At 63.1% G+C, this 23707-nt stretch carries 23 protein-coding genes; 14 read left to right on the forward strand and 9 right to left on the reverse strand.

All coding sequences use genetic code 11. The features are described from left to right. Position 1: 1 nt before the first annotated feature. From ACELLULO517_RS12890 to ACELLULO517_RS12920, 7 genes are all read right to left on the reverse strand, one after another. Entirely contained in the window at positions 2 to 472 is a 471-nt protein-coding gene (locus ACELLULO517_RS12890) for a MaoC family dehydratase (RefSeq protein WP_227307804.1), read from the reverse strand. Then, entirely contained in the window at positions 469 to 1602 is a 1134-nt protein-coding gene (locus ACELLULO517_RS12895; RefSeq protein WP_227307805.1) for a type 2 periplasmic-binding domain-containing protein, read from the reverse strand. The genes ACELLULO517_RS12890 and ACELLULO517_RS12895 overlap by 4 nt, the downstream gene beginning before the upstream one ends. After that, positions 1599 to 2759, reverse strand: a complete 1161-nt coding sequence (locus tag ACELLULO517_RS12900) for a CaiB/BaiF CoA transferase family protein (protein WP_227307806.1) — start codon at positions 2757 to 2759, stop codon at positions 1599 to 1601. Before ACELLULO517_RS12900 ends, ACELLULO517_RS12895 begins: the two co-directional genes overlap by 4 nt. A gap of 3 nt (positions 2760 to 2762) precedes the next feature. Next, a complete protein-coding gene (locus ACELLULO517_RS12905; protein WP_227307807.1) occupies positions 2763 to 3875 on the reverse strand; it encodes a Gfo/Idh/MocA family protein in 1113 nt (370 codons plus the stop codon). Between the two features lie 87 nt (positions 3876 to 3962). Then, the gene (locus ACELLULO517_RS12910; protein ID WP_227307808.1) at positions 3963 to 4295 is read right to left on the reverse strand and encodes an L-rhamnose mutarotase; all 333 of its coding nucleotides are present in this window, start codon (positions 4293 to 4295) and stop codon (positions 3963 to 3965) included. A gap of 14 nt (positions 4296 to 4309) precedes the next feature. Beyond that, on the reverse strand, positions 4310 to 5155 hold the full coding sequence (locus ACELLULO517_RS12915) for an amidohydrolase family protein (protein ID WP_227307809.1): 846 nt from the start codon (positions 5153 to 5155) through the stop codon (positions 4310 to 4312). A gap of 6 nt (positions 5156 to 5161) precedes the next feature. After that, positions 5162 to 5923 (reverse strand): IclR family transcriptional regulator, encoded by a 762-nt coding sequence (locus ACELLULO517_RS12920; RefSeq protein WP_227307810.1) that lies wholly within the window; start codon positions 5921 to 5923, stop codon positions 5162 to 5164. Positions 5924 to 6076: 153 nt separating this feature from the next. Here ACELLULO517_RS12920 and ACELLULO517_RS12925 point away from each other — a divergent pair, with 153 nt between their 5' ends. From ACELLULO517_RS12925 to ACELLULO517_RS12990, 14 genes are all read left to right on the forward strand, one after another. Continuing rightward, entirely contained in the window at positions 6077 to 7408 is a 1332-nt protein-coding gene (locus tag ACELLULO517_RS12925) for an extracellular solute-binding protein (RefSeq protein WP_227307811.1), read from the forward strand. Between the two features lie 34 nt (positions 7409 to 7442). Next, on the forward strand, positions 7443 to 8417 hold the full coding sequence (locus ACELLULO517_RS12930) for a carbohydrate ABC transporter permease (protein WP_227307812.1): 975 nt from the start codon (positions 7443 to 7445) through the stop codon (positions 8415 to 8417). Beyond that, positions 8414 to 9301, forward strand: a complete 888-nt coding sequence (locus ACELLULO517_RS12935; RefSeq protein WP_227307813.1) for a carbohydrate ABC transporter permease — start codon at positions 8414 to 8416, stop codon at positions 9299 to 9301. Before ACELLULO517_RS12930 ends, ACELLULO517_RS12935 begins: the two co-directional genes overlap by 4 nt. 4 nt (positions 9302 to 9305) lie before the next feature. Next, positions 9306 to 10412, forward strand: coding sequence for a mandelate racemase/muconate lactonizing enzyme family protein (locus ACELLULO517_RS12940; protein WP_227307814.1), 1107 nt, complete (start codon positions 9306 to 9308; stop codon positions 10410 to 10412). Between the two features lie 84 nt (positions 10413 to 10496). Then, positions 10497 to 11807, forward strand: a complete 1311-nt coding sequence (locus tag ACELLULO517_RS12945) for an MFS transporter (protein ID WP_227307815.1) — start codon at positions 10497 to 10499, stop codon at positions 11805 to 11807. Between the two features lie 86 nt (positions 11808 to 11893). Next, positions 11894 to 13279 (forward strand): MFS transporter, encoded by a 1386-nt coding sequence (locus tag ACELLULO517_RS12950; RefSeq protein WP_227307816.1) that lies wholly within the window; start codon positions 11894 to 11896, stop codon positions 13277 to 13279. A gap of 239 nt (positions 13280 to 13518) precedes the next feature. Then, positions 13519 to 14544, forward strand: coding sequence for an ABC transporter permease (locus tag ACELLULO517_RS12955; RefSeq protein WP_227307817.1), 1026 nt, complete (start codon positions 13519 to 13521; stop codon positions 14542 to 14544). Between the two features lie 3 nt (positions 14545 to 14547). Continuing rightward, positions 14548 to 15399: an ABC transporter permease gene (locus ACELLULO517_RS12960; protein ID WP_227307818.1), complete on the forward strand. Its 852-nt coding sequence runs from the start codon at positions 14548 to 14550 to the stop codon at positions 15397 to 15399. Continuing rightward, entirely contained in the window at positions 15396 to 16382 is a 987-nt protein-coding gene (locus tag ACELLULO517_RS12965; protein ID WP_227307819.1) for an ABC transporter ATP-binding protein, read from the forward strand. The genes ACELLULO517_RS12960 and ACELLULO517_RS12965 overlap by 4 nt, the downstream gene beginning before the upstream one ends. Next, positions 16379 to 17353 (forward strand): oligopeptide/dipeptide ABC transporter ATP-binding protein, encoded by a 975-nt coding sequence (locus ACELLULO517_RS12970; protein ID WP_227307820.1) that lies wholly within the window; start codon positions 16379 to 16381, stop codon positions 17351 to 17353. Before ACELLULO517_RS12965 ends, ACELLULO517_RS12970 begins: the two co-directional genes overlap by 4 nt. Next, entirely contained in the window at positions 17350 to 18807 is a 1458-nt protein-coding gene (locus ACELLULO517_RS12975) for an amidase (protein ID WP_227307821.1), read from the forward strand. The genes ACELLULO517_RS12970 and ACELLULO517_RS12975 overlap by 4 nt, the downstream gene beginning before the upstream one ends. Continuing rightward, entirely contained in the window at positions 18804 to 20225 is a 1422-nt protein-coding gene (locus ACELLULO517_RS12980; protein ID WP_227307822.1) for an allophanate hydrolase, read from the forward strand. Before ACELLULO517_RS12975 ends, ACELLULO517_RS12980 begins: the two co-directional genes overlap by 4 nt. Continuing rightward, positions 20222 to 21838 (forward strand): ABC transporter substrate-binding protein, encoded by a 1617-nt coding sequence (locus ACELLULO517_RS12985; RefSeq protein WP_227307823.1) that lies wholly within the window; start codon positions 20222 to 20224, stop codon positions 21836 to 21838. Before ACELLULO517_RS12980 ends, ACELLULO517_RS12985 begins: the two co-directional genes overlap by 4 nt. Continuing rightward, complete coding sequence (locus tag ACELLULO517_RS12990) at positions 21835 to 23022, forward strand: amidase (protein WP_227307824.1); 1188 nt, start codon at positions 21835 to 21837, stop codon at positions 23020 to 23022. The genes ACELLULO517_RS12985 and ACELLULO517_RS12990 overlap by 4 nt, the downstream gene beginning before the upstream one ends. Here ACELLULO517_RS12990 and ACELLULO517_RS12995 read toward each other — a convergent pair. Beyond that, positions 23019 to 23342: a (2Fe-2S) ferredoxin domain-containing protein gene (locus tag ACELLULO517_RS12995; RefSeq protein WP_227307825.1), complete on the reverse strand. Its 324-nt coding sequence runs from the start codon at positions 23340 to 23342 to the stop codon at positions 23019 to 23021. The two genes, ACELLULO517_RS12990 and ACELLULO517_RS12995, sit on opposite strands and share 4 nt — an antisense overlap. After that, on the reverse strand, positions 23335 to 23706 hold the full coding sequence (locus ACELLULO517_RS13000; RefSeq protein ID WP_227307826.1) for a response regulator: 372 nt from the start codon (positions 23704 to 23706) through the stop codon (positions 23335 to 23337). Before ACELLULO517_RS13000 ends, ACELLULO517_RS12995 begins: the two co-directional genes overlap by 8 nt. Position 23707: the final 1 nt, after the last annotated feature.

Below are 23707 nucleotides of genomic sequence, written 5' to 3' on the forward strand. Positions count from 1 at the left end.
GTCAGTCCGCCGGTTTGCGTTCCACGAGCAGGATATGGTCGCAGGCCAGAACCGTCTCACCGCGCTGGTTGATGACACGGCAGGATTCCACAACCCGGCCGAAGCCGTCGCGCTTCGGGTCCGGCTCCTTGGCGGAGATGGTGAGTTGCGTATGCAGCGTATCACCGATGAAGACGGGCTTGGGAAAGCGCAATCTGTCATAACCATAGGTGAAAGCTTTGGGATTGATCTCCGACGCCGTCAAGCCGATGCCGATCGCAAAGGTCATCGTGCCATGGGCGATACGCTGCCCGAAGGGCGTCGATTTGGCGAATTCCGCATCCATGTGATGCGGAAAGAAGTCGCCGGTATGGCCAGCATGGACGACGAAATCGGTTTCCGTGATCGTTCGACCGGTCGTTTTCCGCGTGTCACCGATCGCATAATCTTCATAATAGCGGTCCGGCGACATGGTTTGGCGGCTTTCGGTCAAGGCAGCGTCGATCGATAGAGCGCATTGAGGTCCGCGATGACGGCGGCGGCGGGCGCCCTTTGCATAAGCCCGCTGCGCAGTCTTTCGGACGCCTCATGCTGGAACGGCATATAGCCGTCATGGCGCGGGCGCAGCCAGGCGCCTTCCAATGTCGCGCGGGTGTTGCGATAGAATTGGCCGACCGGCTCATTGACGGCCTTGCTGTCCCAGGCGGCGGCATGCCCGGGCTGGCCGCCCGCTTCGGCATAGAGCCCGGCCTGGGCCTCGGCCCCGGCCACCCAATAGGCGAAGTCGATCGCAGCCTCGGGGTGTTGGGTTCTGGCCGAGACCGCGATGCCGGTGCCGCCCAGGGCCGAGCCGACGGGGCCTGCCGCCCCAAGCCCCGGCATATCGGCGAAGGCGATGCGATGCGGGCGGAACCCGGCCGCCGCGTAGCTGACATAGCCGTAGATGAGCGGCGCGCAGGCGATACGCGCCTCTGGCGCCGCCATGGCTTCGAAAACCGCGATCGGGTCCCAGTCGAAACAGGCGGGATCGATCAGGTCTGCCAGCGCGGCCAGTTGGTCATAGGCGACGGCCGCCAAACTGGGTGCGAAGAGCGGCGCCGAACCGTCCACCACCGGTGGCGCGCCGAGATTGCCGGTGAGCGTATAGAGGCTCATGAGCGTATGCGGGGACCGCAGCGGGCAAAGCACCGCGCCCTGCCGGGCGAGGGTCAACACGTCATCCCAGTGCGAGAGGGGGGCAGACAAAAGATCTGGCCGCCAGGCCTGCACTTGTGTTGCCGCGTCAATCGGGAAGGCCCATTGCCGACCGGCATAGGTATAGCTTGGATAGGAGGCGCCGACGCTACCGGCGGCCAGCGCCTGGGCTTCCGCCTGCCGCCCCGGCATGTCGAGCGGCAAAAGGCAGTTCTCGGCCGTGATCTGTCCGACATGCGGATGATCGATCACGATCAGGTCATAGCGCGCGGCCAATTCCTCCACCGGATAGGATTCGAAATCCTGCAGGGAGCGCTTGTCCCAGTCGATCTGTACGCCCGTCCGCTGCTGCCACAGGCGGGCGCAGGTGACCAGCGGATCATAGCCGCGCGGATGGCTCCACGTCATGCCACGCAGGATGATGCTCATTGGCCGAGTTCCGCACGGATGGCTGCGCTATGTTCCCCGATGCGCGGTGCCGCGCGCGAAAGCGGCGGCCGTGCGCCATTGACGCGCAGCGGCGAACGGGTCGTGAGGATTTCCACGCCGTCCGAGCGTGACACGCGCTGCAGCATGTCGAGCGCCGTGAAGCCGTCGCTTTCCAGAAGCTCCGGCCATTGCAGCACGCGGGCGCACCAGACATCGGCGGGTTCGAGGATCGCCAGCCAATGCTCGGTCGTATTCCGTGCCAAGGCCTCGGCGATGATGGCCTTGATCTCATCCCGCGCTGTGAACCAGCTTGGCGGATCGTCGCGGTAAGGTGCCAGCGCATCAAGGCGGAGAAGATCGGCGAGTTTCGGGATGGGCGTCATGGCGATGGCGAGATAGCCGTCCGCCGTCGGGTAGACGCCGTAGGGTGCGGCAAGATAGGCATGGGCGCTGCGGAAGGCCGAGCGCTTCGGCGGCCGGCGGCCGTCATTGAGATGCGTGCTCAAGACTTCGAACTGGAAATCGACCAGGGCTTCCAGCAGGCTGGTCTCCACATGGCTGCCGCGGCCCGTGGTGCCGCGACGCACGAGGGCAGCGAGCAGGCCTTGCGCCAAGGCCGCGCCCGCCAGCATATCGGCGATGGCGAGCCCGAAGGGTACCGGCCCCTGGGTCTCATCGCCATTCAGCCACATGACGCCGGACCGCGCTTGCGCCAGCAAATCCTGTCCCGGACGCTTCACCCAGGGACCGTCGTCACCATAGCCCGTGATGCTGCCATAGACGATGCGCGGATTGAGCGCCGAGACCGCCGCATAGTCCAAGCCCAACCGCTCGATAACGCCGGGTCGGAAATTCTGGATCACGATATCGGCGCGCAGCAGAAGCTGCCTGAGCGTCGCCAGATCATCTGCGTTCTTGAGGTCGATCGCGAAGCTTTCCTTGTTGCGGTTGATGGCATGGAAAATCGTGGAATCGCCGCCGATCTCGGTATCGCTGAGATAAAGGCGGCGAGAGAGGTCACCGCCGTCCGGCCGTTCGATCTTGATGACGCGGGCGCCGAGATCCATGAGGCGCAGCGAGGCATAGGGGCCGGACAGGAACTGGCTCATATCGACCACCAGTAGGCCGTCAAGGGGAAGGGCAGTATCGTCAGCCATCATTCAGGCGCCCGTATGGTGAGAGATATCGACATCGACAGGCACGGGCGTCGCGGCGCCGGCGCTGGAACGGAAACAGGCTTCGACCAGCGCCATGCTGTGCCAGGCGTCCTGGACGGAGGTGAGGAGGGTGTCATCCTCACCCGCCGCGACCCGCTGCAGATTGGACATGGTGCCGATGAAGGCATCGGGGAACCAGGTGCCGATCAACGGCACCTGACACCAATCGCTGCCTTGCCGCGTTATCCAGACCGCGTCCGGCATGCCGGTGGGGTAATTCAGCAAGGCGCCGAGCGTGATGACGGCAGCCCCCTCCTCACCTTCCAGCTTGATGGTGGCGTCCTGAAAGCGCGGGCCGAAATCATGATGATGATTGATGGAGAGCAGGCAGCGCACATCGGCGTCGAAGTCGAGAATGGCGGAGGTGCGGGTCTGCGCGAGCTTGGTCTGCGGATGGCCGAGCGTGCGCGCCATGACGCTGCGCGGATTGCCCAGGAAGCCGCGGATGAGATCGAGATAATGGATGGAATGAACGGCGATCTCGACACGCGGCATGCCGTTCAGGAAGGGAAAGAGATGCCAGGGCGTGAGCACGGTGATATGCACGTCGATATCGATGATGCGGCCGAAAAACCCGCGTGCGGCGGCATCGGCCACCGCCAGCATCATGGGCGCGAAGCGGAGCTGGAAATTGACGGCGGCGACAAGCTTGCGGTCTTGGACCAGCCGAAGAATGGCCGTCGCTTCCGCCAGATCGCGGCCCATCGGCTTTTGCAGCAGGACGCCGGCGCCTTCCGGCAGCGCGCGGAGCACATCGAGATGCGCAGCGGGCGGAATCGCAAGATCGAAGACCGCGCCCGGGACCGCGACCGCCTGGGCCAGACTGTCGAAGACGGGCAGGGACCAGGTGGCGGCAAGCCGTGCCGCCCGGCCGCGATCAAGATCATAGATCCCGGCGACCGGAAAGCCGGCCTTCCGGTAGGCGGGAAGGTGGGCGTCATTCACGATGCCGCCGGCGCCGATAATGACGATCGGGCGGCAAACGGCAGGCTTCGGCCAGGCCTGGCGCAGTGAATCGGCTGAAATATGGGACGAAACCGTCCGGCTAGTGCTCACATTTCCCCCGAAGGACCGCTTATCGTTCTTATGTGAAGGAGAATTTCACTAATGATCGATAAATGCAAGCCATTCGGGCGCAGCCCGTCAATCGAGGTGGAAGACCTCTTCCAGCCTCGCCCACCATTCATCCGGGCCGCGACTGGCCAGCGGCGCCTGGCAGGGCATGCAGATGTCCCACCATTTTTGTGTCATCGGGTCGGCGGCCATCGCCGCCATATCGGACGCAAAATCCTCGCCCTCATATTCCCAATAGCCGAAGAGGATGTTTTCAGGCTCGCGCAGAAAGATCGTGTAGTTGCGGATATGGCTGGCGGAGATCTGGCGCAGAATATCGGGCCAGACGGCCGCATGCAGGCGCTTGTATTCGGCGATATGCTCGGGCTTCAGACCGATGCAAAATCCCATGCGTTGGGTCATTTTGACCTTCTTGTTTAAAAATCCTGATTGGAGAGGCGGTAGATCCGCTTCGCATTGCCGCTGAGCAATCGTGATGTCTCGCTGTCGCTGCAACCGGACAGAATCTCATGCGTGGCCTGGACCCAGCGGCCGAGATCGCCCGTGAGCGTGCAAACCGGCCAGTCGCTGCCCCAGACCACGCGGTCCCAGCCGAAACAGGCGATGCAATGCTCCACGAAAGGCCGTAGATCGGCGGTCGTCCATTGCTGCCCGGCATAGGCGACGACCCCGGAAATCTTGCAGGCGAGATTGGGCAGCTCGGCCAGACGACGGATATCCTCGGCCCAGGGGGAGAGGGCCTGCGCTTCCACCGCCGGCACGCCGCAATGATCGAGGACGAAGCGGGTATCCGGGCAGGCGCGCACGAGGTCCGCCGCGATCGGCAATTGGCGGGCGAGCACGCAGAGATCGAAGCTCAGATCATACTGCGCCAGACGCCGGAGATTCTCGGCGAAGAGCGGTGCTTGGCTGAGTTCATCGGGTGAGGTGTGCAGAATGCGCCGGATGCCACGGATAAAGGGCGTCGCGGCCATGCGCTCAAGCTGCGCCGCGAAATGCGGATCTTCCGGCCTTGCGGAAGCGATGGCGCCGATCACCGGCCGACCCAGACCCTGCACGAAGGCGGTTTCCGCCTCGCTCTGCTCCGGCGAAACATCGACCTCCATATGCAGGGCCGCGACAATGCCCAGCGGCTGTGCCTGGGACCAGTATTCGTCGAGGCTAAAGCTGCGGTTGAGGGCAGGGACGTCGCCCAGCCAAGGGTAGCTCAACCGGCTCTGATCGATCAGATGCAGATGGGTGTCGATGATTGGCTGGGGCATGCGCGCCTATTCTCCCGTGGTCGGCATGATGCGGGAGGCGGTGATGCGCAGCAAGGCCAGCGCTTCATCCGCGCCCGGCGCCATAGTGGTGTCCGCCCGTTCCAGATAAGGGCAAGTGAGGGCAGCCATGATGCTGCCATTGGGCCCGAAGATGGGCACGGAGAGGTTGAACACGCTGCCTGTCTGTTGGCTGCGCATCATCTCGAATCCCTGGGCGCGGACCGCTGCCAGCCGATCCTCGACATCCGAGGGAACCCGCTCATGCGGCATCAGGGCGTGTTCCTCCATCATCACCGCGCGGTCGCGCGGGGTCGCGAAGGCCAGCAGGATATGGCCGGACCCTGTATTGAACAGCCCGACATGGGAGCCGACGCGGATGGCGAAGCCCCAATAGCCGGGCGAATCAACCTGGGCGATGACGACGACATGACCGCGGTCATAGATCGCCAGATGGCAGGCCTGCTGGGCGCGGCGCGCGAAGGCGCGTAGTTCCGGCATGGCCAGCGGCACAAGGCGCCGGATGGGCGCGTGCTGATGCACCAGCGTAAAGAGTTTCAGCGTCAGTTCGTAGCGATCTGTGCTGGTGCGCGTGATGTAGTCGCGCCGGGTCAACCGGTCCAGCATGCGGTAGATTTCATTCGGCGTGCGGTCCAGCGCCTTGGCGATTTCGGCCTGAGACAGCCCTTCCTCGGTCGCCGCCAGAAGTTCGAGAATATCCAGGCCTTTGTCGAGCGCGGGCGCGCGGTAGCGGTCGGCGTCGTCGGTCAAGCCATTATCCATGAAATTACTCCCTAGGCCGAGCAGGATCGTTGACCGGCCGCCCAGACCGTGCTTACCTGCGAATGTAGTATTCAAATATAAGAATGCCAACACCACTCGTGGTCAAAGAAGCGGTGGGGCGAAAAAAGGAGGATAGACAGGATGAAAGCTGGGCGCACGCTCAAGACGCTCCTTCTGGCTTGTGTGGCAACGGTGGGCCTGACGGTCGCCGGCCAGGCGGCGGAACAGGATTGGGGCAGCTTTCCTGGCTATACCTTGAAAGTAAAGCTGGTCGGCGGCACGCAATACGAAAAGCTCTATACGCGCATTCCCGAATGGGAAAAGGCGACGGGCGCCAAGGTGCAGATCGTCTCGTCCGAGAATTATTTCGATCTGGATCGTGAGATTAAGCAGGATATCGCATCGGGATCGGTCAATTGGTGCGTGGGTTCCAATCACACCAGTTTTGCGCCGCAATACGGCAAGTTCTATATCGACCTGAAGCCCTATATTTCCGAAGACATCCTCTCCGAATACGTGCCGAGCGCCATCCGGAATTCGACCGTGAACGGTCAACTGGTGCAGCTGCCGCGCGTCACCGATATTTCGAACATCTATTACAATGAGCTGGTCTACGACAATCCGGATGTGAAGGCCCGCTATAAGGCGAAGTTCGGCAAGGATCTGGCGCCGCCGACGACCTTCGATGAGTATAAGCAGCAGGCGATCTTCCTGTCCGCGCCGCCCAATCTTTACGGCACGGCCTTTCCTGGCAAGGATGAAGGGCTGACTGGCCGCTTCATGGAAATTCTCCGGGCCAATGGCGGCGATATGTTCGACGCGCAGATGAACCCGACTTTCAATTCCAAGGCCGGCGTCGATGCGCTGCAATTCTTCGTCGATCTGTACAAGGCGAAGGCCGTGCCGGCCGGCACGATCAACTATACCTGGGATGATATCGGGCAGAGCTTCGCCGCCGGCACCCTGGCGCTGGATATCGATTGGCCGGGCTTCGCGGCCTTCTTCAACAACCCCAAGACCTCGAAGATCGCAGGGCATGTCGGACTTGCACTGGCACCGATCGGTGAGGCCGGCAAGCGCGGCGGCTGGTCCGGCTCGCATTCCTTCTCCGTGACCGCCGCCTGCGACAACAAGAAGGCCGCCGTAAGCTTCGTCGAATTCATGACCGACTATGATTCGGAGATGATGGAGGCGCGGGCGGGCAATCTGCCGACACGCACCAAAGTCTTCGCGGATGTCGAGGCCGAGTTCAAGCAGCAGCATAACGACTATATGGCGAATATGTTCTCGATCTGGCAGGCATCCCTGGCGGATGCGCGCACGCCGCCGCTGATCCCGGAATGGATCGATGTCTCCAACGTCATCTGGCCGGCCATTCAATCGGCCGTCCTGGGTCAGAAGACTGCGCAACAGGCGCTGGATGATGCCGCCGCCAAGGCCAAGCAGATCGTGCAGGACCAGAGCGACAACTAGCGTGAGTTTTCAGGCCGATAATAGAAGCAGGGTGATGGCGGAAACGATCGAAGACGGAATCAGCCTGGAGGGTAGGATATCCTATCCGGTGCGGGAGAGCCGCCTGCGGCGGTTCTTCCGTCTCGGCCATGCTGCGCCCTATATTCTTGTCCTGCCGTCACTGTTCATCGTGACCTTTGTGGTGGCAATCCCGCTGGTCATATCGTTGTGGTCGAGCTTCACGCCCTATAATCTGGTGAGGCCTTGGACGCTTTATCACTATATCGGTTTCCGCAATTACCTGCGGCTGTTCAATAGTTCCGATTTCTGGTGGGCATTCGGCCGTACCGTCGTCTTTCTGACGGTCGCGCTCAATCTCGAAATGCTGCTCGGCCTTGGCCTTGCTCTGCTTGTCAACAAGATCACCGCGGGCAAACGCGCTGTCCGCACCATCATGATGTTTCCCATGATGTTCTCGCCGATCCTGGTCGGCTTTCAGTTCAAATACATCTTCAACGACAATGTCGGGCTGATCAATAATGCGCTGACCTCGCTCGGGTTCATGCATTATCCGATCGCCTGGCTGGTCAACGCCATTCTGGCACCGCTGACGATCCTGATCGCCGAGACCTGGATGTCGACCTCGGTCTTCGCGATCCTGCTGCTCGCCGGTCTGCTCGCTTTGCCGAGCGAACCGCTGGAAGCCGCCAAGGTCGATGGTTGCAATGCCTGGCAGGCCTTTCGCCATATCACTTTGCCCTTCCTGATGCCCTTCATCTATATCGCCATGACCATCCGATCACTGGATGTCGCGCGCGCCTATGATATGGTCAAGATCATGACGGATGGCGGCCCGGCGCAGCGCACGGAACTGCTTTGGACGCTGATTGCCCGCACCGGTTACGAGGATGCGCGCATGGGCATGGCCAATGCCATGGGCTATGTCTCGATCCTGCTGTCCATTGCCGTCACCGTCTATTTCTATCGCAAGCTGATGGCGGCCCGCAGCTATATGGGGGGTGCGGAATGAGCGCCGCGGTATTGTCCAACCACCCGATCAAGGCGCGGTCGGTTCGCCGGCAGGTCTGGGCCGTGCGCATCGGCCTGTTCTGCGCCATGGCGGCCCTCTGTGTGCCCGGCCTTTGGGTCATGCTGACGGCCTTCCGTCCGAATATCGAGGTGATGGCGAAGCCGCCGGTCTGGATTCCCCATGTCCTGACCCTGGCCAATTTCCTCGGCATTTTCGGCCTATTGCCTGATCATGCGCCGGGTATTCCGGTGACGGCCTATTTCATTAATTCCGTGGTCATCTCGGTCACCAGCACCGTCGTTGCGGTCGCGGTCGGCATGATGGGCGGCTATGCCTTCGCGCGCTATCGCTTTCGCGGCAAGGCCGGCCTGTTTCTTGGCCTCATGCTGTCGCGCACCGTGCCCGGTATCTCGCTGTCTTTGCCGCTGTTCATGCTATGGAGCCGCATCGGGCTGCTGGATACGCGGCTTGGCCTCATCATCGTCTATCTGGCGATGAATATCCCCTTCACGGTCTGGCTGACCGATGGTTTCTTTCGCCAAATTCCGGCCGATCTGACGGAAGCCGCGATGATCGACGGCAGCACGCGCTGGCAGGCTTTCTGGCGGATCGAATTTCCGCTCGCGCGGTCAGGCCTTGCCTCCGCCGGCATCTTCGCCTTCCTGACCTCCTGGAACGAATATGCCTTGGCCGCACAACTGACGCGTACCACGGCGTCCAAAACCATGCCGGTCGGGTTGATGGATTTCACGGCGCAATTCACCGTGGATTGGACAGGCATGTGCGCCATGGCGGTGCTGATCATCATTCCGGCCCTGATCCTGACCTTCATCGTGCAGAAGCACCTGATCGCGGGCCTCACCTTCGGCGGCGTCAAAGGCTAGAGCTATGGCAAAGATCACCCGTGTCGAAGCCGTGATGGTGGATCTGGTGCCGCAGGTGCGGCGGGTCGATGCCATTCAGTCCTTCGTCAGTCAGGAGACGCCGATTATCCGCATCTATGATGCGGATGGCGCGATCGGCACCGGCTATAGCTATACGATCGGCACCGGCGGTCCTTCGGTCATGGCTTTGATCGCGCATACGCTGGGCCCGGCGCTGATCGGCCGGGACGCGGCCATGGTCGAGCAGATCTGGCGCGACCTGCTGTTCCTGACCCATGCGACGACGGTGGGCGCCATTACGGCGATCGCCATGGCGGCGATCGACACCGCATTATGGGATCTGCGCTGCCGCAAGGCCGGGCTGCCGCTGCATGTGATGGCGGGTGGCGCGCAGGACCGCGTGCGGCTATACACCACCGAAGGCGGCTGGCTGCATCTGGACAAGGCGGCTTTGGTCGAGGATGCGATCCGCCAGAAGGCGGCGGGCTTCGGCGGCGCCAAGCTGAAGGTCGGCCGGCCGGTGCATGAGGATGTCGCGCGCATCACCGCCGTGCGCGACGCCGTGGGACCGGATTTCGAAATCTTCACCGACGCCAACCAGGCTTTCGCCGTTGACGAGGCCATTCGCCGGGCGCGGCATTATGAGCCGCTCGACATCGGCTGGCTGGAGGAGCCGCTGCCGGCCGATGACGTGGACGGCCATCAGCGCCTGTCGCGTTCGACCAGCCTGCCGATCGCCGTCGGCGAAAGTCTGTACAGCCATCTGCATTTTCGGGATTATCTGCAGCGCGGCGCCTGTTCCGTGGTGCAGGTCGATGTCGGGCGTATCGGCGGCATCACGCCTTGGCTCAAGGTCGCGCATCTGGCTGAATGCTTCAATGTCGCCGTCTGCCCGCATTTCCTGATGGAAATCCATGTCGCGCTCTGCGCGGCGGTGCCCAATGCGCGCTGGGTGGAATATATCCCGCAGCTTGATCGTCTGACGACCCAGGGCATGATGATCGAAGACGGCTACGCCATACCGAGCACAGAACCCGGATTGGGCATTGCCTGGGACTGGGCCGCGATCGATGCCTTGGCAGCGCCGGGCTCCCACGTCACGTTGAGTTGACACGGCAAAAATCGCGATTACGGTCATCCTCAGGGAAGCAGGCAGGCTGAACCGGGAGAAACCCGGCTGCCCGGAGGAACCATAATGAACGCGATTGAGCCCGCTGGGGCGATGAACGCCGCGCAGCAAGAAACGATGCTGAATACGGCGGTGGCGAAATGCTGGAAGCGGCTGATGCCGTTCATGTTCATTTTTTACTTCGTCGCTTTCATCGATCGCGTGAATGTCGGCTTCGCCAAGGACGCCATGTCGATCGACCTGAAGATGCCGACCGCGGCCTATGCGCTCGGCGCCGGTATTTTCTTCGCGGGCTATGCGATAGCAGGCGTTCCGGCCAATATTTTATTGAACAGGATCGGCGCCAAGGTTTGGCTGAGTGCGATGGCGATCATCTGGGGGCTGCTATCGGCATCCACCGGTTTCGTCACGAGCCCCACGCAATTCGTGGTGTTGCGCTTCGTCCTGGGCGTTGCCGAGGCCGGCTTCTACCCAGGTATCCTGCTGCTGGCCTCGATCTTCTTCCCCGATGAAACCCGTGCATCCGTGATCGCCATCTTTGTCCTGGGCGTGCCCTTGTCGCTGACGCTCGGTTCCCCGATTTCCGGGGCGCTTCTGCAGCTGCACGGCTTCATGGGGCAGCCAGGCTGGTTTTGGATGTTCCTGCTGGAAGGGGTGCCGGCGGTTATTCTTGGCCTGTTCGGGCTCTACTATCTCGATGACAATCCAAGCTTGGCCCGCTTCCTGACTGCGGAGGAGAAAGCTGCCCTGGTCAAGCAGCTGGCGAGCGAGGCCCAAAAAACGCAGGCGCGCGATATCGGGGCCGCCCTGGTCAGTCTGCGCGTCTGGCATCTGGCGGCGATTTACGGGACCATACAAATCGCGGTCTACGGGCTGATATTCTTTCTGCCCTCCCAGGTCGCGAAGCTGATGGGCGCAACCCTGGGCTTTAAAGTGTCCCTGGTCGCGGCCATTCCCTGGGCCGTGTCGGCGGTCGGCGTCTATCTCATTCCCCGGCTTGCCGATCGCTATCCGACGATGCGCGTCCAGATCTCGGTCATCTGCATGATCCTGTCGGCGATCGGCATTTTCATATCGGCTTTCGCCTCCCCTGTTCTGGCGATCGCGGCCCTCAGTGTCTCGGCCGTGGGTTTTCTGGCGGTGCAACCGGTGTTCTGGACCTTCCCAACTCGCTTTCTGTCAGGGTCGGCGCTGGCTGCCGGTATCGGCTTTTGCACCACCATCGGCGCCGTTTGCAGCTTTCTGGCGCCGATCATCCGCGTCCAGGCGGATCAGGCCTTCCACTCCCCGCATGCGGGTCTGATGGTGATGTCCCTGTTCTCGATATTGTCCGCCGTCCTGATCTTTCTGCTCAGAGCCCGCGTGTCCGAAGCCTAGCCGGTCCCAGTCCCGGATATCTGCCGCATGGCAGATATCCGGCAGAAAAGCTGCCATTATGCCGCAGTGCGGCATAGGGATAGCCGATGTCCGCAATCCCAGCCGATATGCCGCTGTCGACGCAAGACGGTCTGCCGAAATCCATCCGGCTGAGAGCGATGACCGCCGTGGCCATGGCGGTTCTCCTCTCCGTGCTTGACTATACGGTCGTCAATATCGCCATGCCGGATATTGCGCGCGACGTGCATGTGACCGCATCGGCGGCGATTTGGGTCGTCAACGCCTATCAGCTGGCCAGTCTCATCGCGCTACTGCCGGTCGCCTCGCTCGGCGAGAAATTCGGTCATGCCCGCATGTGCCGGATCGGGCTGGTGACCTTCGTGGGGGCTTCGCTGCTCTGCGCGGCCTCGCAGACATTGCCGGAGCTTGCGGCCGCCCGCGCCATCCAGGGCCTGGGTGGCGCCTGTATTCTCGGCGTCAATGCCGCCCTGATCCGCTATATCTATCCCGCGAAAATTCTCGGCCGCGGCATTGCGCTGAACGGGCTGGTGATCGCGCTGGGCGTGGCACTCGGGCCTTCCGTGGCGGCAGCCGTGCTGTCCTTCGCCAGCTGGAAATGGCTGTTTCTGATCAACCTGCCTTTGGGCGCCGTCGCGATGTATTTCGCGGTCTCGGCCTTGCCGAAGACCCCGCGAACGCCGGTAAAGTTCGATGCGCTGAGCGCGGTCTTACTGGCCTTGGGCCTGGGCGGCATCGTCACCGGCGGCGACAATTTCGCGCAAGGCGGCAGTGCTGGGGTCGGTATCGCGCTGCTGGCCATCGGGCTGATCTGCATGGCCGTGCTGGTGCGCCTGCAACTGTCGCAACCGCATCCGCTGCTGCCGGTCGATCTACTGGCGCGGGCGGGATTTTCGATTGCCTTCACGACCGGCTTTCTGGCCTTCGTCGCGTCGAATTTCTTCATCATCTCGATGCCCTTCAACCTGACCAATGTGCTGCATCGTGGCCCGGTGGAGACAGGGCTTGTCATCACCGCCTGGCCGGTCGCGATCGTAGTGACCGCGCCTTTCGTCGGCCGTCTGGCGGATCGTTATCCGGCGGCCTTTCTGACCTCCATCGGCATGCTGATCACCGGGATCGGCTTTTTGCTGCTGCGCCTGCTGCCCGCCCATCCGACCGATATCGACATCGCCTGGCGCATTGCTGTCGCCGGCTGCGGCTTTTCGATGATTCAGCCGCCGAACAACAAGGCCATGCTGACGACGGCGCCGAAGCACCGGCTGGCCGGGGCGAGCGGCATGATCTCGGTCTCGCGGCTGCTCGGCCAGACCATCGGCGGCATGCTGGTGGCGCTGACGCTCGGCTTCGCGCAGCCGGCGCCGACCAAGACCTGCCTGACCTTCGCCTTTCTGGCGGCGATCCTGGGCGCGATGCTGAGCTTTTCGCGGGTGCTGGCCAAGAAAAGCGATTAACAGTGGCTACAGCAGCCAGTCGGTCGAAACGGTTCTGGTTTTTGGCGGAATTCAGCCCAAATCCGCGCGAAAGCCGAGCCTGACCGGTTTCCCTGGCTTACGCTCCCCTATCGGCTAAGAGACAAACCAGCCAGACGGACCGACGCGGTTGGCATGAGTCTTGATAGGTTTCGGGCCATGACCGCTTCAGCCCGACTTTGTCTGCCCCGCCCCCTTGGCCTGTTCGGCGCACCTGCCGCGTGATCCGGTTTCTACGCATTGCCGGCAAACGGCTGCTGGGCGCGGTGCCCAGCCTGATCGGCGTCATCATCGTGACCTTCCTGCTGTCCCACGCGCTGCCGGGCGATCCGGCGGTGCTGTTCGCCGGGCCGGCGGCGGATGCGGCTTCCGTCGCGCAGGTGCGGGCGCATCTTGGCTTGGATCACAGCCTGCCGCAGCAATTCCTGACCTATATCTGGCAATTGGCCCATGGCGACCTCGGCCAGTCCTTGACCACCGGCCAGCCGGTCATGACCGATCTGGTGCAGCGCCTGCCGGCTTCGCTGGAACTGACCCTGGTCGCGCTGATCTTCGCGATCGGCGTTGCGGTGCCCCTGGGCATCTGGGCGGCGACACGGCCCAATAGCTGGATCGATCATCTGTGTCGCGGCACGGTGACGGTGGCGGCGGCCTTCCCGACCTTCTTCATCGCCCTGCTGCTGGTCTATGTCTTCTATTTCCTGATCCCGTTGGCGCCGGAACCGGTGGGGCGTTTGAACGACGTCTATTTCGATGCGCCGACCACTATCACGGGCTTTTACCTGATCGATTCCTTGCTGGAAGGCGATTGGCAGACCTTTGGGGGCGCGCTGGCGCAGATCATTCTGCCGGCCATTTCCCTTGGGCTTTTCGCGCTGGCGCCGATCGCGCGTATCACCCGCGCCGCCATGCTGCAGACCTTGGCGAGCGACCATGTCCGCACCGCGCGCGCCCTTGGCCTGTCCCGCCACCGTATCCTGATCACCTATGCCCTGCGGAACGCCATGCTGCCGGTGGTCAATGTGCTCGGCATGGTCTTTTCCTTCGTCCTCGGCTCCAACGTTCTCATCGAGGACGTCTATGGCTGGCCGGGGGTCGGCGCCTATGCGGTGAAGGCCGTCATCTCCTCCGATTACGCCGCCGTGCAGGGCTTCATCCTGATGATGGCGGTTCTTTATATCCTGCTCAATCTGGTGGTCGATCTGCTCAGCATGATGGTCGATCCCCGTGTGCGGTTCGAGGGTTGAGCGATGAGTGACACCAGCCTGATCAGCCGCACGCGCTATGCCCTGGCTGAAAACCGGATGACGCTTCTGGCGGCAATCCTGTTCGCGCTGCTTATTTTCTGCGCGATCTTCGGGTCGCTGCTCGCCCCCTACAGCCCCTTAATGACCAATGAGGGCGCGCGCATGCAGCCGCCGTCCTGGCTGCATCTGTTCGGCACGGATTCTCTTGGCCGGGATATCTTCAGCCGCGTGCTGATCGCGACGCGCCTGGACCTTGGCATGGCGATCTCGGCTGTCGTCATCTCCTTCGTCGTCGGCACCGCACTCGGCGCCATGGCCGGCTATTGGGGCGGCTGGGTGGATGCGATTTTCGGCCGGGTGATGGATACCATCATGGCCTTTCCGCTGTTCGTGCTCGCCATGGGCATTGTCGCGGCGCTGGGCAATAACGTCACCAATATCATCATCGCGACGGCGGTGATCAATCTTCCCTTCTATGGCCGCTTCGCGCGGGCGGAGGTCAATGTCCGCCGTGATCTGGCCTATGTCGAGGCCGCGCGCATGGGCGGCAATGGCGCCATTCGCATCCTGTGGGGCCATATCGTGCGGAATATCCTGCCGGTGATGCTGGTGCAGGCCTCGCTCAATATGGGCTGGGCGATCCTGAACGCGGCCGGCCTGTCCTTCATCGGCCTGGGCGTGCGCCCGCCGACGCCGGAATGGGGCATCATGGTTTCGGAAGGGGCGAGTTACATCTTCTCGGGCGAATGGTGGACCTTCGTCTTCCCCGGCGGCGCGCTGGTGATCGCTGTCTTCTGCTTCAACCTGCTGGGCGACGGGCTGCGGGATATCGTCGATCCGAGGCGCCGCACATGAGCGCGGCTGTCATGACTGAGAGCGTGCCGCTGCTGACGGTCGAAGACCTTGTGCTCGATTTCCGCACGCGCAGCGGCATGGTGCATGTGCTGGATGGTATCTCGCTCACGCTCGATCGCGGCGAGATTTTGGGTATCGTCGGCGAAAGCGGGTCCGGCAAATCCGTGCTGGCTTACGCGATGATGGGTCTGCTGGATCCGGCGGCGCAGATTCCGCGCGGCGGCATTCGCTTCGCGGGCCGGGATATGCTGACGGAGAGCGAGCGGTCGCTGGCTGAGACGCGCGGCCGCGAGATTGCGATGATCTTCCAAAGCCCGCGCACGGCGCTGAACCCCATCCGCCGCGTCGGCGCACAGGTGCAGGACGTGCTGCTGCGGCACGCCAATGTCTCGAAAAAGGAAGCCCGCAAGCGGGCGATCGCGGCCTTGGCCCGTGTGCGGATACCCGATCCCGAACGGCGCTTCGACGCCTATCCGTTCGAACTTTCGGGCGGCCTCTGCCAGCGCGTGATGATTGCCATGGCCATGGCCTGCAATCCCTATCTGCTGATCGCGGATGAGCCGACGACGGGGCTGGACGTGACGACCCAGGCGGTGGTCATGGATCTGATCCGCGAGCAGGTGCGGAGCTCGAATGCATCCGTCGTGCTCATCACCCATGATCTCGCTTTGGCCGGCGAATATTGCGACCGTATCGCGGTGATGCATGCCGGGCATATCGTGGAAATCGGCGGCACAGAGGCGATGCTATCCGCGCCGAAACACCCTTACACGGCGCGGCTGATCGGGGCGACGCCCGGCGGGCATGAGAGTATCCGCGACCTCGCCTCCATTCCGGGCTCGCTGCCCGATCTGCGGCGCGATCTGCCGCCCTGCCGCTTCATCGACCGTTGCGAGCGCCGCCTGGACTGTTGCGCGACCGACGCTTTGCCTTCGGTCAATCTGGGAGCGGATCACATCGTGCGCTGCTGGAACCCGCTATGACGACCGCCATTATGGAGGCCGTGCGCCTCGTCAAACGCTACCCGACCGGCGGCGGCATGCTGCATGCCGTGGATGCGGTCGATCTCGCCATTCAGCCCGGTGAGAGCGTGGGTCTGGTGGGTGAGAGTGGCTGCGGCAAATCGACCTTGGTGCGACTGCTCGGCCGGCTGATCGAACCGACCGAGGGTGCGATCGTTTTCGAGGGCCAGGATATCGCGCCCTTGCCGCTGCGCCGCTTCGTGCATGACAAGGCGCGCGGCCGCATTCAGGTCGTGTTTCAGGACCCGACCGAAAGCTTGAACCCTTCGCTGACGGTCTTCGATACCGTGGCAGACCCGATCCGGCGCCTGGGCAATCCTGGCGGCCGTCAATCGCTGGCGGCACAGGTGCGCAAGGCGATCGCCTTGGTCGGCCTGCCGCCAGAGATGGAAACGCGCCTGCCGCATCAGCTGTCCGGCGGCCAGCGCGCGCGTGTGGGCATTGCGCGGGCGATCGCGCTGCGTCCCTCGCTGCTCATTCTGGATGAGCCGACATCGGCGCTGGATGTTTCGGTCCAGGCCGTCATCCTGCGCCTGCTCGCTGATCTGCGCTCCGAACTCGGGATGAGCTATCTGTTCGTCTCGCATGACCTGAACGTCGTGCGTCTGCTGTGTAGCCGCATCGTCGTCATGTATCTGGGCAAGGTGGTGGAGGAGGGGCCGACGGAAGCGATGTTCCGGCAGCCGCGCCACCCCTATACGCGGGCGCTGCTGGCTTCCATCCCTGACCCCGCGCGGCGCGGACATACGCCCTGGCGGCTGGAAGGCTCGGCCAGCAGCCCGATTGATCCGTCACCCACCGTCTGCCGCTTCTATGGGCGTTGCCCGCGCCAGGAAGACCGTTGCGCCGAGACCATGCCCGAATTGCGTGCTGTCGGATCGGACGGCGTGCATCGCGCCGCCTGTCATTTCGCCGAGGAGATTTCCGCATGAGCGCGTCCAATGACATCGCCCGCATGGATGCGGGCAGCCTTGCCGCCAAAATCCGGGCGCGGGAGATTTCCGCCGCCGAGGTGACGGAGGTCGCCTTGCAGCGCATGGAGGTGCTGGAGCCGCATATCCATGCCTATTGTACGCCGACGCCGGAACTGGCCCGCGCCACGGCCGCCGATATCGATACGCGCATCGCGCGGGGGGAGGCCGTGGGGCCGCTGGCCGGCGTGCCGATCGGCATCAAGGATCTGGTCGCGACGGCCGGTATTCGCACCGTCATGGGGTCCAATATCTATCGCGATTTCGTGCCGGACGAGGATGATGTGGTGGTGGAGCGGCTGAAGGATGCCGGTGCCATCATCTTGGGCAAGACCAATGTGCCGGAATTCGGCTATAGCGGCGTCGGTCATAACCCGGTCTTTCCGACCACGCGCAACCCCTGGAACCTGGCGATGACGCCCGGCGGGTCAAGCGCCGGGTCGGGCGCATCCGTTGCTTCCTTCATCTCGCCTTTTGCCATCGGCAGTGACGGCGGCGGATCGATCCGCATTCCCGCAGCCCATTCGGGCCTGGTGGGTATCAAGGCCAGCATGGGCCGCGTGCCGCTTTATCCCGGCTGCAAGGACGAGCGCTACCCTGGCGTGTCCAGCTGGGAAAGCCTGGAACATATTGGGCCGATGAGCCGTACGGTCGCGGATTCCGCGCTGATGCTGAGCGTGATCGCAGGGCCCGACCCGCGCGACCGGCTGTCCATCCCCAGCGGTGACGTCGATTGGCTTGCGGCATCGAAGCCCGCCGATATGCGGGGCATGCGCATCGCCTATAGCGCCGATTGGGGTTATGCGGCGGTGGACCCCGAAGTCCGCCGCGTGGTGGGCGAGGCGGTGCGCGTGTTCGAAACCGATCTCGGCTGTATTGTGGAAGAGGCGCATCCCGGCTGGGAAGATCCGGCCGAGCAGTTCTGGAGCCTGGTCGCCATGGAGAGTGATCTGGTCGGCATGCGCGCCATGGTGGAAGGGCGGCGGGGCGAGATTTCGCCTTTCCTGCTCGCTTTGCTTGACCGGAAATGGACGGCCGAGGATTTCACCAATGCCAATATGGCCCGCAAGATGGTCATGAACCGCATGTGGCGCTTCATGCAGAAATACGATTTCCTTCTCACGCCGACGCTCGCCGTGCCGCCTTTCCCCGTTCATATGCAGGGGCCGGAGATTATCGAGGGCCGCATGGTGCGACCAGCCGACTGGCTGTGCTTCACCTTCCCGATGAATATGACCGGTCAACCGGCAGCCTCTGTCCCGGCCGGCTTCACCACGGACGGTCTGCCGGTCGGCCTGCAGATCGTCGGGCGGCATCTGGCGGATGCGAGCGTGATTGCGGCTGCTGCGGCTTTTGAGGCTGCTCGGCCCTGGGCTGGGCGTGAGCCTTCTCTGCTCGCGGAGCTTGGACTTTGAGCCTTTGGGATAAAAAGACCGGCAGCCTGGATTTCGCGACGCTGCGCCAAGCCTATACGCAAGGACTGACGCCGACCGAGGTTGTGCAGGCGATCTTCGCCCGGATCGACGCGCGCGGTGAAGACCCGGCCTGGATTCTTCAACTCCCGCGCGCGGCGGTGCTGGCAAGGGCTGCCGAACTGGAACAGGCCGGTTCGCAGGATTTGCCGCTGTGGGGATTGCCGCTGTCGGTGAAGGACAATTTCGACATAGCGGGCTACCCGACCGCCGAGGCCTGCCGCGCCTTCAGCCGCATGGCGACCAAGACCGATCCTGTGGTGCAGCATCTGGTCGATGCCGGCGCCATCATCATCGGCAAGACCAATATGGATCAGTTCGGCGTCGGTATTAACGGCACCCGCACCGATTACGGCATTCCCCGCAATACCTTCGACCCTGCCTTTATCTCCGGCGGTTCGACCTCGGGCGGCGGCGCGACGCTGGCCGCTGGCCTGGTCAGCATGGCGCTGGGCGGTGACGCCGCAGGGTCCGGCCGGGTGCCGGCGGCACTGAACAATACCGTCGGGATCAAACCCACGCCGGGATTGATCCCGCTCGGCGGCGGGTCCCGCGCGGGGATGAGTGCGAGCCATAATGTCATGACCATGACGGTCGCCGATGGCGTCATCGCGACGCGGGTGATGATCGGTTATGACGCGGAAGACCCGCTGTCCCGGCCTGAGGCCGAGGATTTTCACCTCAAGCTGTCCGCGCTGCCGCGCGCATTCCGCTTCGGTGTTCCGTCCAAGGCGACCCGCATCTTTGCGGGTGACGCGGAAGCAGAGCGGCTGTTTGACGAGTCCATCGCGCGTTTGGAAAGAATGGGCGGCAAGGCCGTCGAACTGGATTTTGCGCCCTTCTACGCGGCCGCGAAGATGCTGTACGAGGACGCCTTCATCGCGCGGCGCTATGCCAATCTGCAGAGCTTTTTCGACGCGCATGAGGATCAGATCTATCCCGCGACGCGCGAGATCATCGGCTGGGGCCGCAGCTATTCCGGTGCGGATGTCTTCGTCGCCCAGCAGACCCTGGCGCGTCACCGGCAGGTGATCCGCCATATGACGAAGGGACTAGACATCATCGTCACCCCGACGACGCCCACGACCTTCACGGTGGAGGAAATGCTGGCCGATAATATTCGCCGCAACGCGATGCTCGGCACCTATACGAACTTCGTGAACCTGCTCGATATGTGCGCTGTCACCGTGCCGATGGGCTTTCGCGCCGATGGCCAGCCACTTGGCATCAGCTTCGTCGGCCGCGCGCTGGAAGACAGTCTTGCTTCCAGCTTCGCGCACGCATTTCACGCCGCGCTCGGCGGCAAGCTCGGCGCCACGGAAACGCCAATCCCCTCGCCCTTGGAAGGAGCCTTTGCATGACTTCGATCAGTCGACGCGGCCTGCTGGCCGGTTCGATCCTGTCGCCCGTGCTTCTCGCGGTCGGCAGTTCTGCGGCTTTCGCCAAGACCCCGCCGGACGTGATGGTGGTGGTCGGCGAACAAGGCACCAATTCGCTCGACACCATGGTGCCGGTCGCGAACGATTACAGCCGCATGGTCAATTGGCAGGTCTATGACCGGCTGGTTACCCATGGGGAAAAGACCCTGCCGAACGGCACGGTGAGCTATGACGTGACGAAGGTGGAGCCGGAGCTGGCCGAAAGCTGGGAGATCAGCGCTGACGGCAAGACCTTCATCTTTCATCTGCGCAAGGACGCTGTCTTCCATGACGGCACGCCGGTGACGGCGGATGACGTGAAATGGTCCTTCGATCGCGCGGTGTCAGTCGGTGGCTTTGCGGCGGTGCAGATGGGCGCCGGTGCCATGACCAAGCCCGAGCAGTTCTCCGTCGTCGATCCGCATACCTTCAAGATCACCTTCGACAAGGCGAACAAGCTTAGCCTGCCGGATCTGGTGGTGCCAATTCCTTGCGTGGTCAATTCCACACTCGCCAAGAAGCACGCGACGGCGTCAGACCCCTGGGCGCTTGACTGGGTGCAGCATAATGATGCTGGCGGCGGCGCCTTCAAGGTGGCGAGCTGGAAGCCGGGCACCGAGATCGTGTTCACGCGCTTCGAGGATTGGAAATCCGGGCCGCTGCCGAAGCTGAAGCGCGTCATCTACCGCGAGATCGCGTCCCCCGGCACGCGCCGCGCGCTGCTGGAAAAGGGCGACGTCGATATCTCGGTCGGCCTGCCGCCCAAGGATTACGCGGAACTCGCCAAGGCCGGCAAGGTGGAGGTTATCGGCACGCCGATCCAGAACGATCTTCTGTATATCGACATGAACGTGAAGATGAAGCCCTTCGACAATCCCCTGGTGCGCCAGGCGATGGCCTGGGCGGTGCCCTATCAATCGATCATGGATGCGGCGCTGTACGATCGCGGCGTGCCGATGTTCGGCGGCGACCCGACCAAGCCCTATCCGGCGGAATGGCCGATCGTGTCCCATTACAAGACCGATCTGGACAAGGCGAAGAAGCTGCTGGCCCAGGCCGGCTTCCCGAATGGCTTCTCGACAACCTTGTCTTACGATCTCAGCCAGGCGACGACGCGTGAGCCGATCGCGCTACTGTTCCAGGAGAATCTCGCCAAGATCGGCGTCAAGGTGACCCTCGATAAGGTGCCGGGGGCGAATTGGTTCGCGCAGATGGCATCGAAGTCGATGCCCTTCGTGATTACTGAATTCTATGGCTGGCTGGTGCCGCCGGAGTATTTCTATTACTGGAACTTCTACGGCAAGAATAACGCTGTCTTCAACACGGCGAATTACGGCAATCCGAAACTCGATGCGCTGATCGAGGATGCGCGGTTCCAGAATGACCCGACCATCTACGAAGCCGATCTGGTCAAGATGAACGACATCGTCATGAGCGACCTGCCGCGCATTCCGCTGGCCCGTCTGTTCTTCGACGTCGCCATGCAGAAGAACGTGAAGGGTTACGAATACTGGTTCCACACGCATCTTGATTACCGGAAGATGTACAAGTCTTGAGCCATCCTCTGCGCGCGCCGAATGATGCATTCGGCGCTTTCGTGCCTGGGCCCCCGGTCTTCGCGACCGGGGCCGCCACCGGCCCGCTCGCCGGTCTTGGCTTCGCCGCCAAGGACCTTTTCGACGTCGCCGGTCTCGTCACCGGTTGCGGCAATCCGGACTGGGCGGCGAGCCATCCGCCCGCCCGCGCCCATGCTTTCGCCGTGCAGCGACTGCTGGATGCCGGTGCCACGCTCGTCGGCCGCACCATCACGGATGAGATTTCGCTGGGGCTATTGGGGCGCAACCAGTTCCACGGCACGCCGATCAACCCGCGCGCGCCCGACCGGTTGCCCGGCGGCTCCTCCAGCGGGTCAGCCGCCGCTGTCGCGGGTGGGCTGGCGGATCTGGCCCTCGGCACTGATTCCGGCGGCTCCGTCCGTGTGCCGTCCAGCTTTAGCGGTCTTTACGGCATGCGGCCGACCCATGGGCGCATTTCCGTCACCGGGCTGATGACGCAATCGCCCAGCTTCGACACGGTCGGGCTTTTCGCGCGCGACCCGGCATTGCTGGAAACCGCCTATGGGTTGGTGTTGGATGACAAGGCGATACCCGGCACCATCGAGCGCGTGATGATCGCGACGGATGCTTTCACCATCGCCGATGCGCCGGTGCGGGAGGCTTTGCAGCCGGCGTTGGCCAAGCTGCGGGCAATGCTGCCGGCCGAGGATATCACCTTATCCGAGGAGGGTCTGCCGCGCTGGGCTGAGCGTCAGCGCCGGTTGCAGCAGGCGGAATTTTCCGCGACTTTCCGCGACTGGATCGACGCTTACAATCCGCGTTTCTCCTTCGAAGTCGGGCGTGGGCTGGCGCTGGCGGCCTTGACGGCCGAGATGGACTTGGGCGCTGAGCGCGCATTCCGTACGAATGTCAGGACAGAGATCACGGATCGGCTGGCCGGTCGTGCGCTGATCTGTCTGCCGACGACGCCTATTCTGCCGCCCTTGCGGGGCATTCCGCTCTCCGCCATGGGTGAGGCTGGACGGCGCATTACGGAACTGACCGGCATTGCCGGGCTGACCGGCCTGCCGCAGATCAGCCTGCCGCTGGGCGAGGCGGGCGGCTTGCCTGTCGGCCTGTCGCTGATCGGTTGGCCGGGCGCGGATGAGGTGCTGCTGCGGATGGCGCGGGAATGGGCGGCTTAATCAGCCGCCTTTTCCGCATGGCCCATCAACTGGGTCAGGGCTTCGTCGGTTCCGGTGCCCTTGGGGATCGTCAGAATCCGCTCCGGCCTATGAGCGTTGAGAGCGGCCACCGCCTTCTTCGGGCAAAGCCCCAGGCATCGTGTTTCGACGATGCGCACCTGCCGACCTTGCCCTTGGGCCTTAAGCTCCGTCCTCAGCGCCTCACGCAAAGTCTGTTTGCGGTCGGGTCCGAAACCGGCCTTCATTTTGCCAGCGCATTTGCCGCAGAGCAGAATGACGCTCGTCCAAGGTGTCGGACGGGATTGGATGATTTTAGACAATTTTATTCAGGTCCTTGGGCGAAGCTGCGCCGTCCAAAAGCGCCGCGAGCAATGCGATGAGTTGCTCCGGCCGGAAGGGCTTGCTGCAAACGGGCCAGGACGGGCGTTCGGGCGGTACGGCCCCGGCGCCATACCCAGACAGAAGCAGGAAAGGGATGCCGCGCTGCGACAATGTCTCGGCAACCGGATAGACTTTGATACCCGCGACGTTCACGTCCAAGACCGCGATATCGAACGGAAGCGTCCGCACGGCCTCCAGCGCATCGGGAACCCGATCATAGGGACCGACGACCGTGCCGCCTGCGTCCGTCAGGGCATCCTCGATCAGCAGCGACACCAGCATCTCGTCCTCAACGACAAGCACG

Origin of the sequence: Acidisoma cellulosilyticum, from assembly GCF_020621385.1 — a bacterium.
In the GTDB taxonomy this organism is placed as follows: Bacteria; Pseudomonadota; Alphaproteobacteria; order Acetobacterales; family Acetobacteraceae; genus Acidisoma; species Acidisoma cellulosilyticum.

Coding starts and splice junctions, on each gene's coding strand:
- ACELLULO517_RS12895 (WP_227307805.1), bottom strand. CDS start 1,602: ATGAGCATCATCCTGCGTGGCATGACGTGGAGCCATCCGCGCGGCTAT.
- ACELLULO517_RS12900 (WP_227307806.1), bottom strand. CDS start 2,759: ATGGCTGACGATACTGCCCTTCCCCTTGACGGCCTACTGGTGGTCGAT.
- ACELLULO517_RS12910 (WP_227307808.1), bottom strand. CDS start 4,295: ATGACCCAACGCATGGGATTTTGCATCGGTCTGAAGCCCGAGCATATC.
- ACELLULO517_RS12915 (WP_227307809.1), bottom strand. CDS start 5,155: ATGCCCCAGCCAATCATCGACACCCATCTGCATCTGATCGATCAGAGC.
- ACELLULO517_RS12925 (WP_227307811.1), top strand. CDS start 6,077: ATGAAAGCTGGGCGCACGCTCAAGACGCTCCTTCTGGCTTGTGTGGCA.
- ACELLULO517_RS12930 (WP_227307812.1), top strand. CDS start 7,443: ATGGCGGAAACGATCGAAGACGGAATCAGCCTGGAGGGTAGGATATCC.
- ACELLULO517_RS12935 (WP_227307813.1), top strand. CDS start 8,414: ATGAGCGCCGCGGTATTGTCCAACCACCCGATCAAGGCGCGGTCGGTT.
- ACELLULO517_RS12940 (WP_227307814.1), top strand. CDS start 9,306: ATGGCAAAGATCACCCGTGTCGAAGCCGTGATGGTGGATCTGGTGCCG.
- ACELLULO517_RS12945 (WP_227307815.1), top strand. CDS start 10,497: ATGAACGCGATTGAGCCCGCTGGGGCGATGAACGCCGCGCAGCAAGAA.
- ACELLULO517_RS12950 (WP_227307816.1), top strand. CDS start 11,894: ATGTCCGCAATCCCAGCCGATATGCCGCTGTCGACGCAAGACGGTCTG.
- ACELLULO517_RS12960 (WP_227307818.1), top strand. CDS start 14,548: ATGAGTGACACCAGCCTGATCAGCCGCACGCGCTATGCCCTGGCTGAA.
- ACELLULO517_RS12965 (WP_227307819.1), top strand. CDS start 15,396: ATGAGCGCGGCTGTCATGACTGAGAGCGTGCCGCTGCTGACGGTCGAA.
- ACELLULO517_RS12970 (WP_227307820.1), top strand. CDS start 16,379: ATGACGACCGCCATTATGGAGGCCGTGCGCCTCGTCAAACGCTACCCG.
- ACELLULO517_RS12975 (WP_227307821.1), top strand. CDS start 17,350: ATGAGCGCGTCCAATGACATCGCCCGCATGGATGCGGGCAGCCTTGCC.
- ACELLULO517_RS12985 (WP_227307823.1), top strand. CDS start 20,222: ATGACTTCGATCAGTCGACGCGGCCTGCTGGCCGGTTCGATCCTGTCG.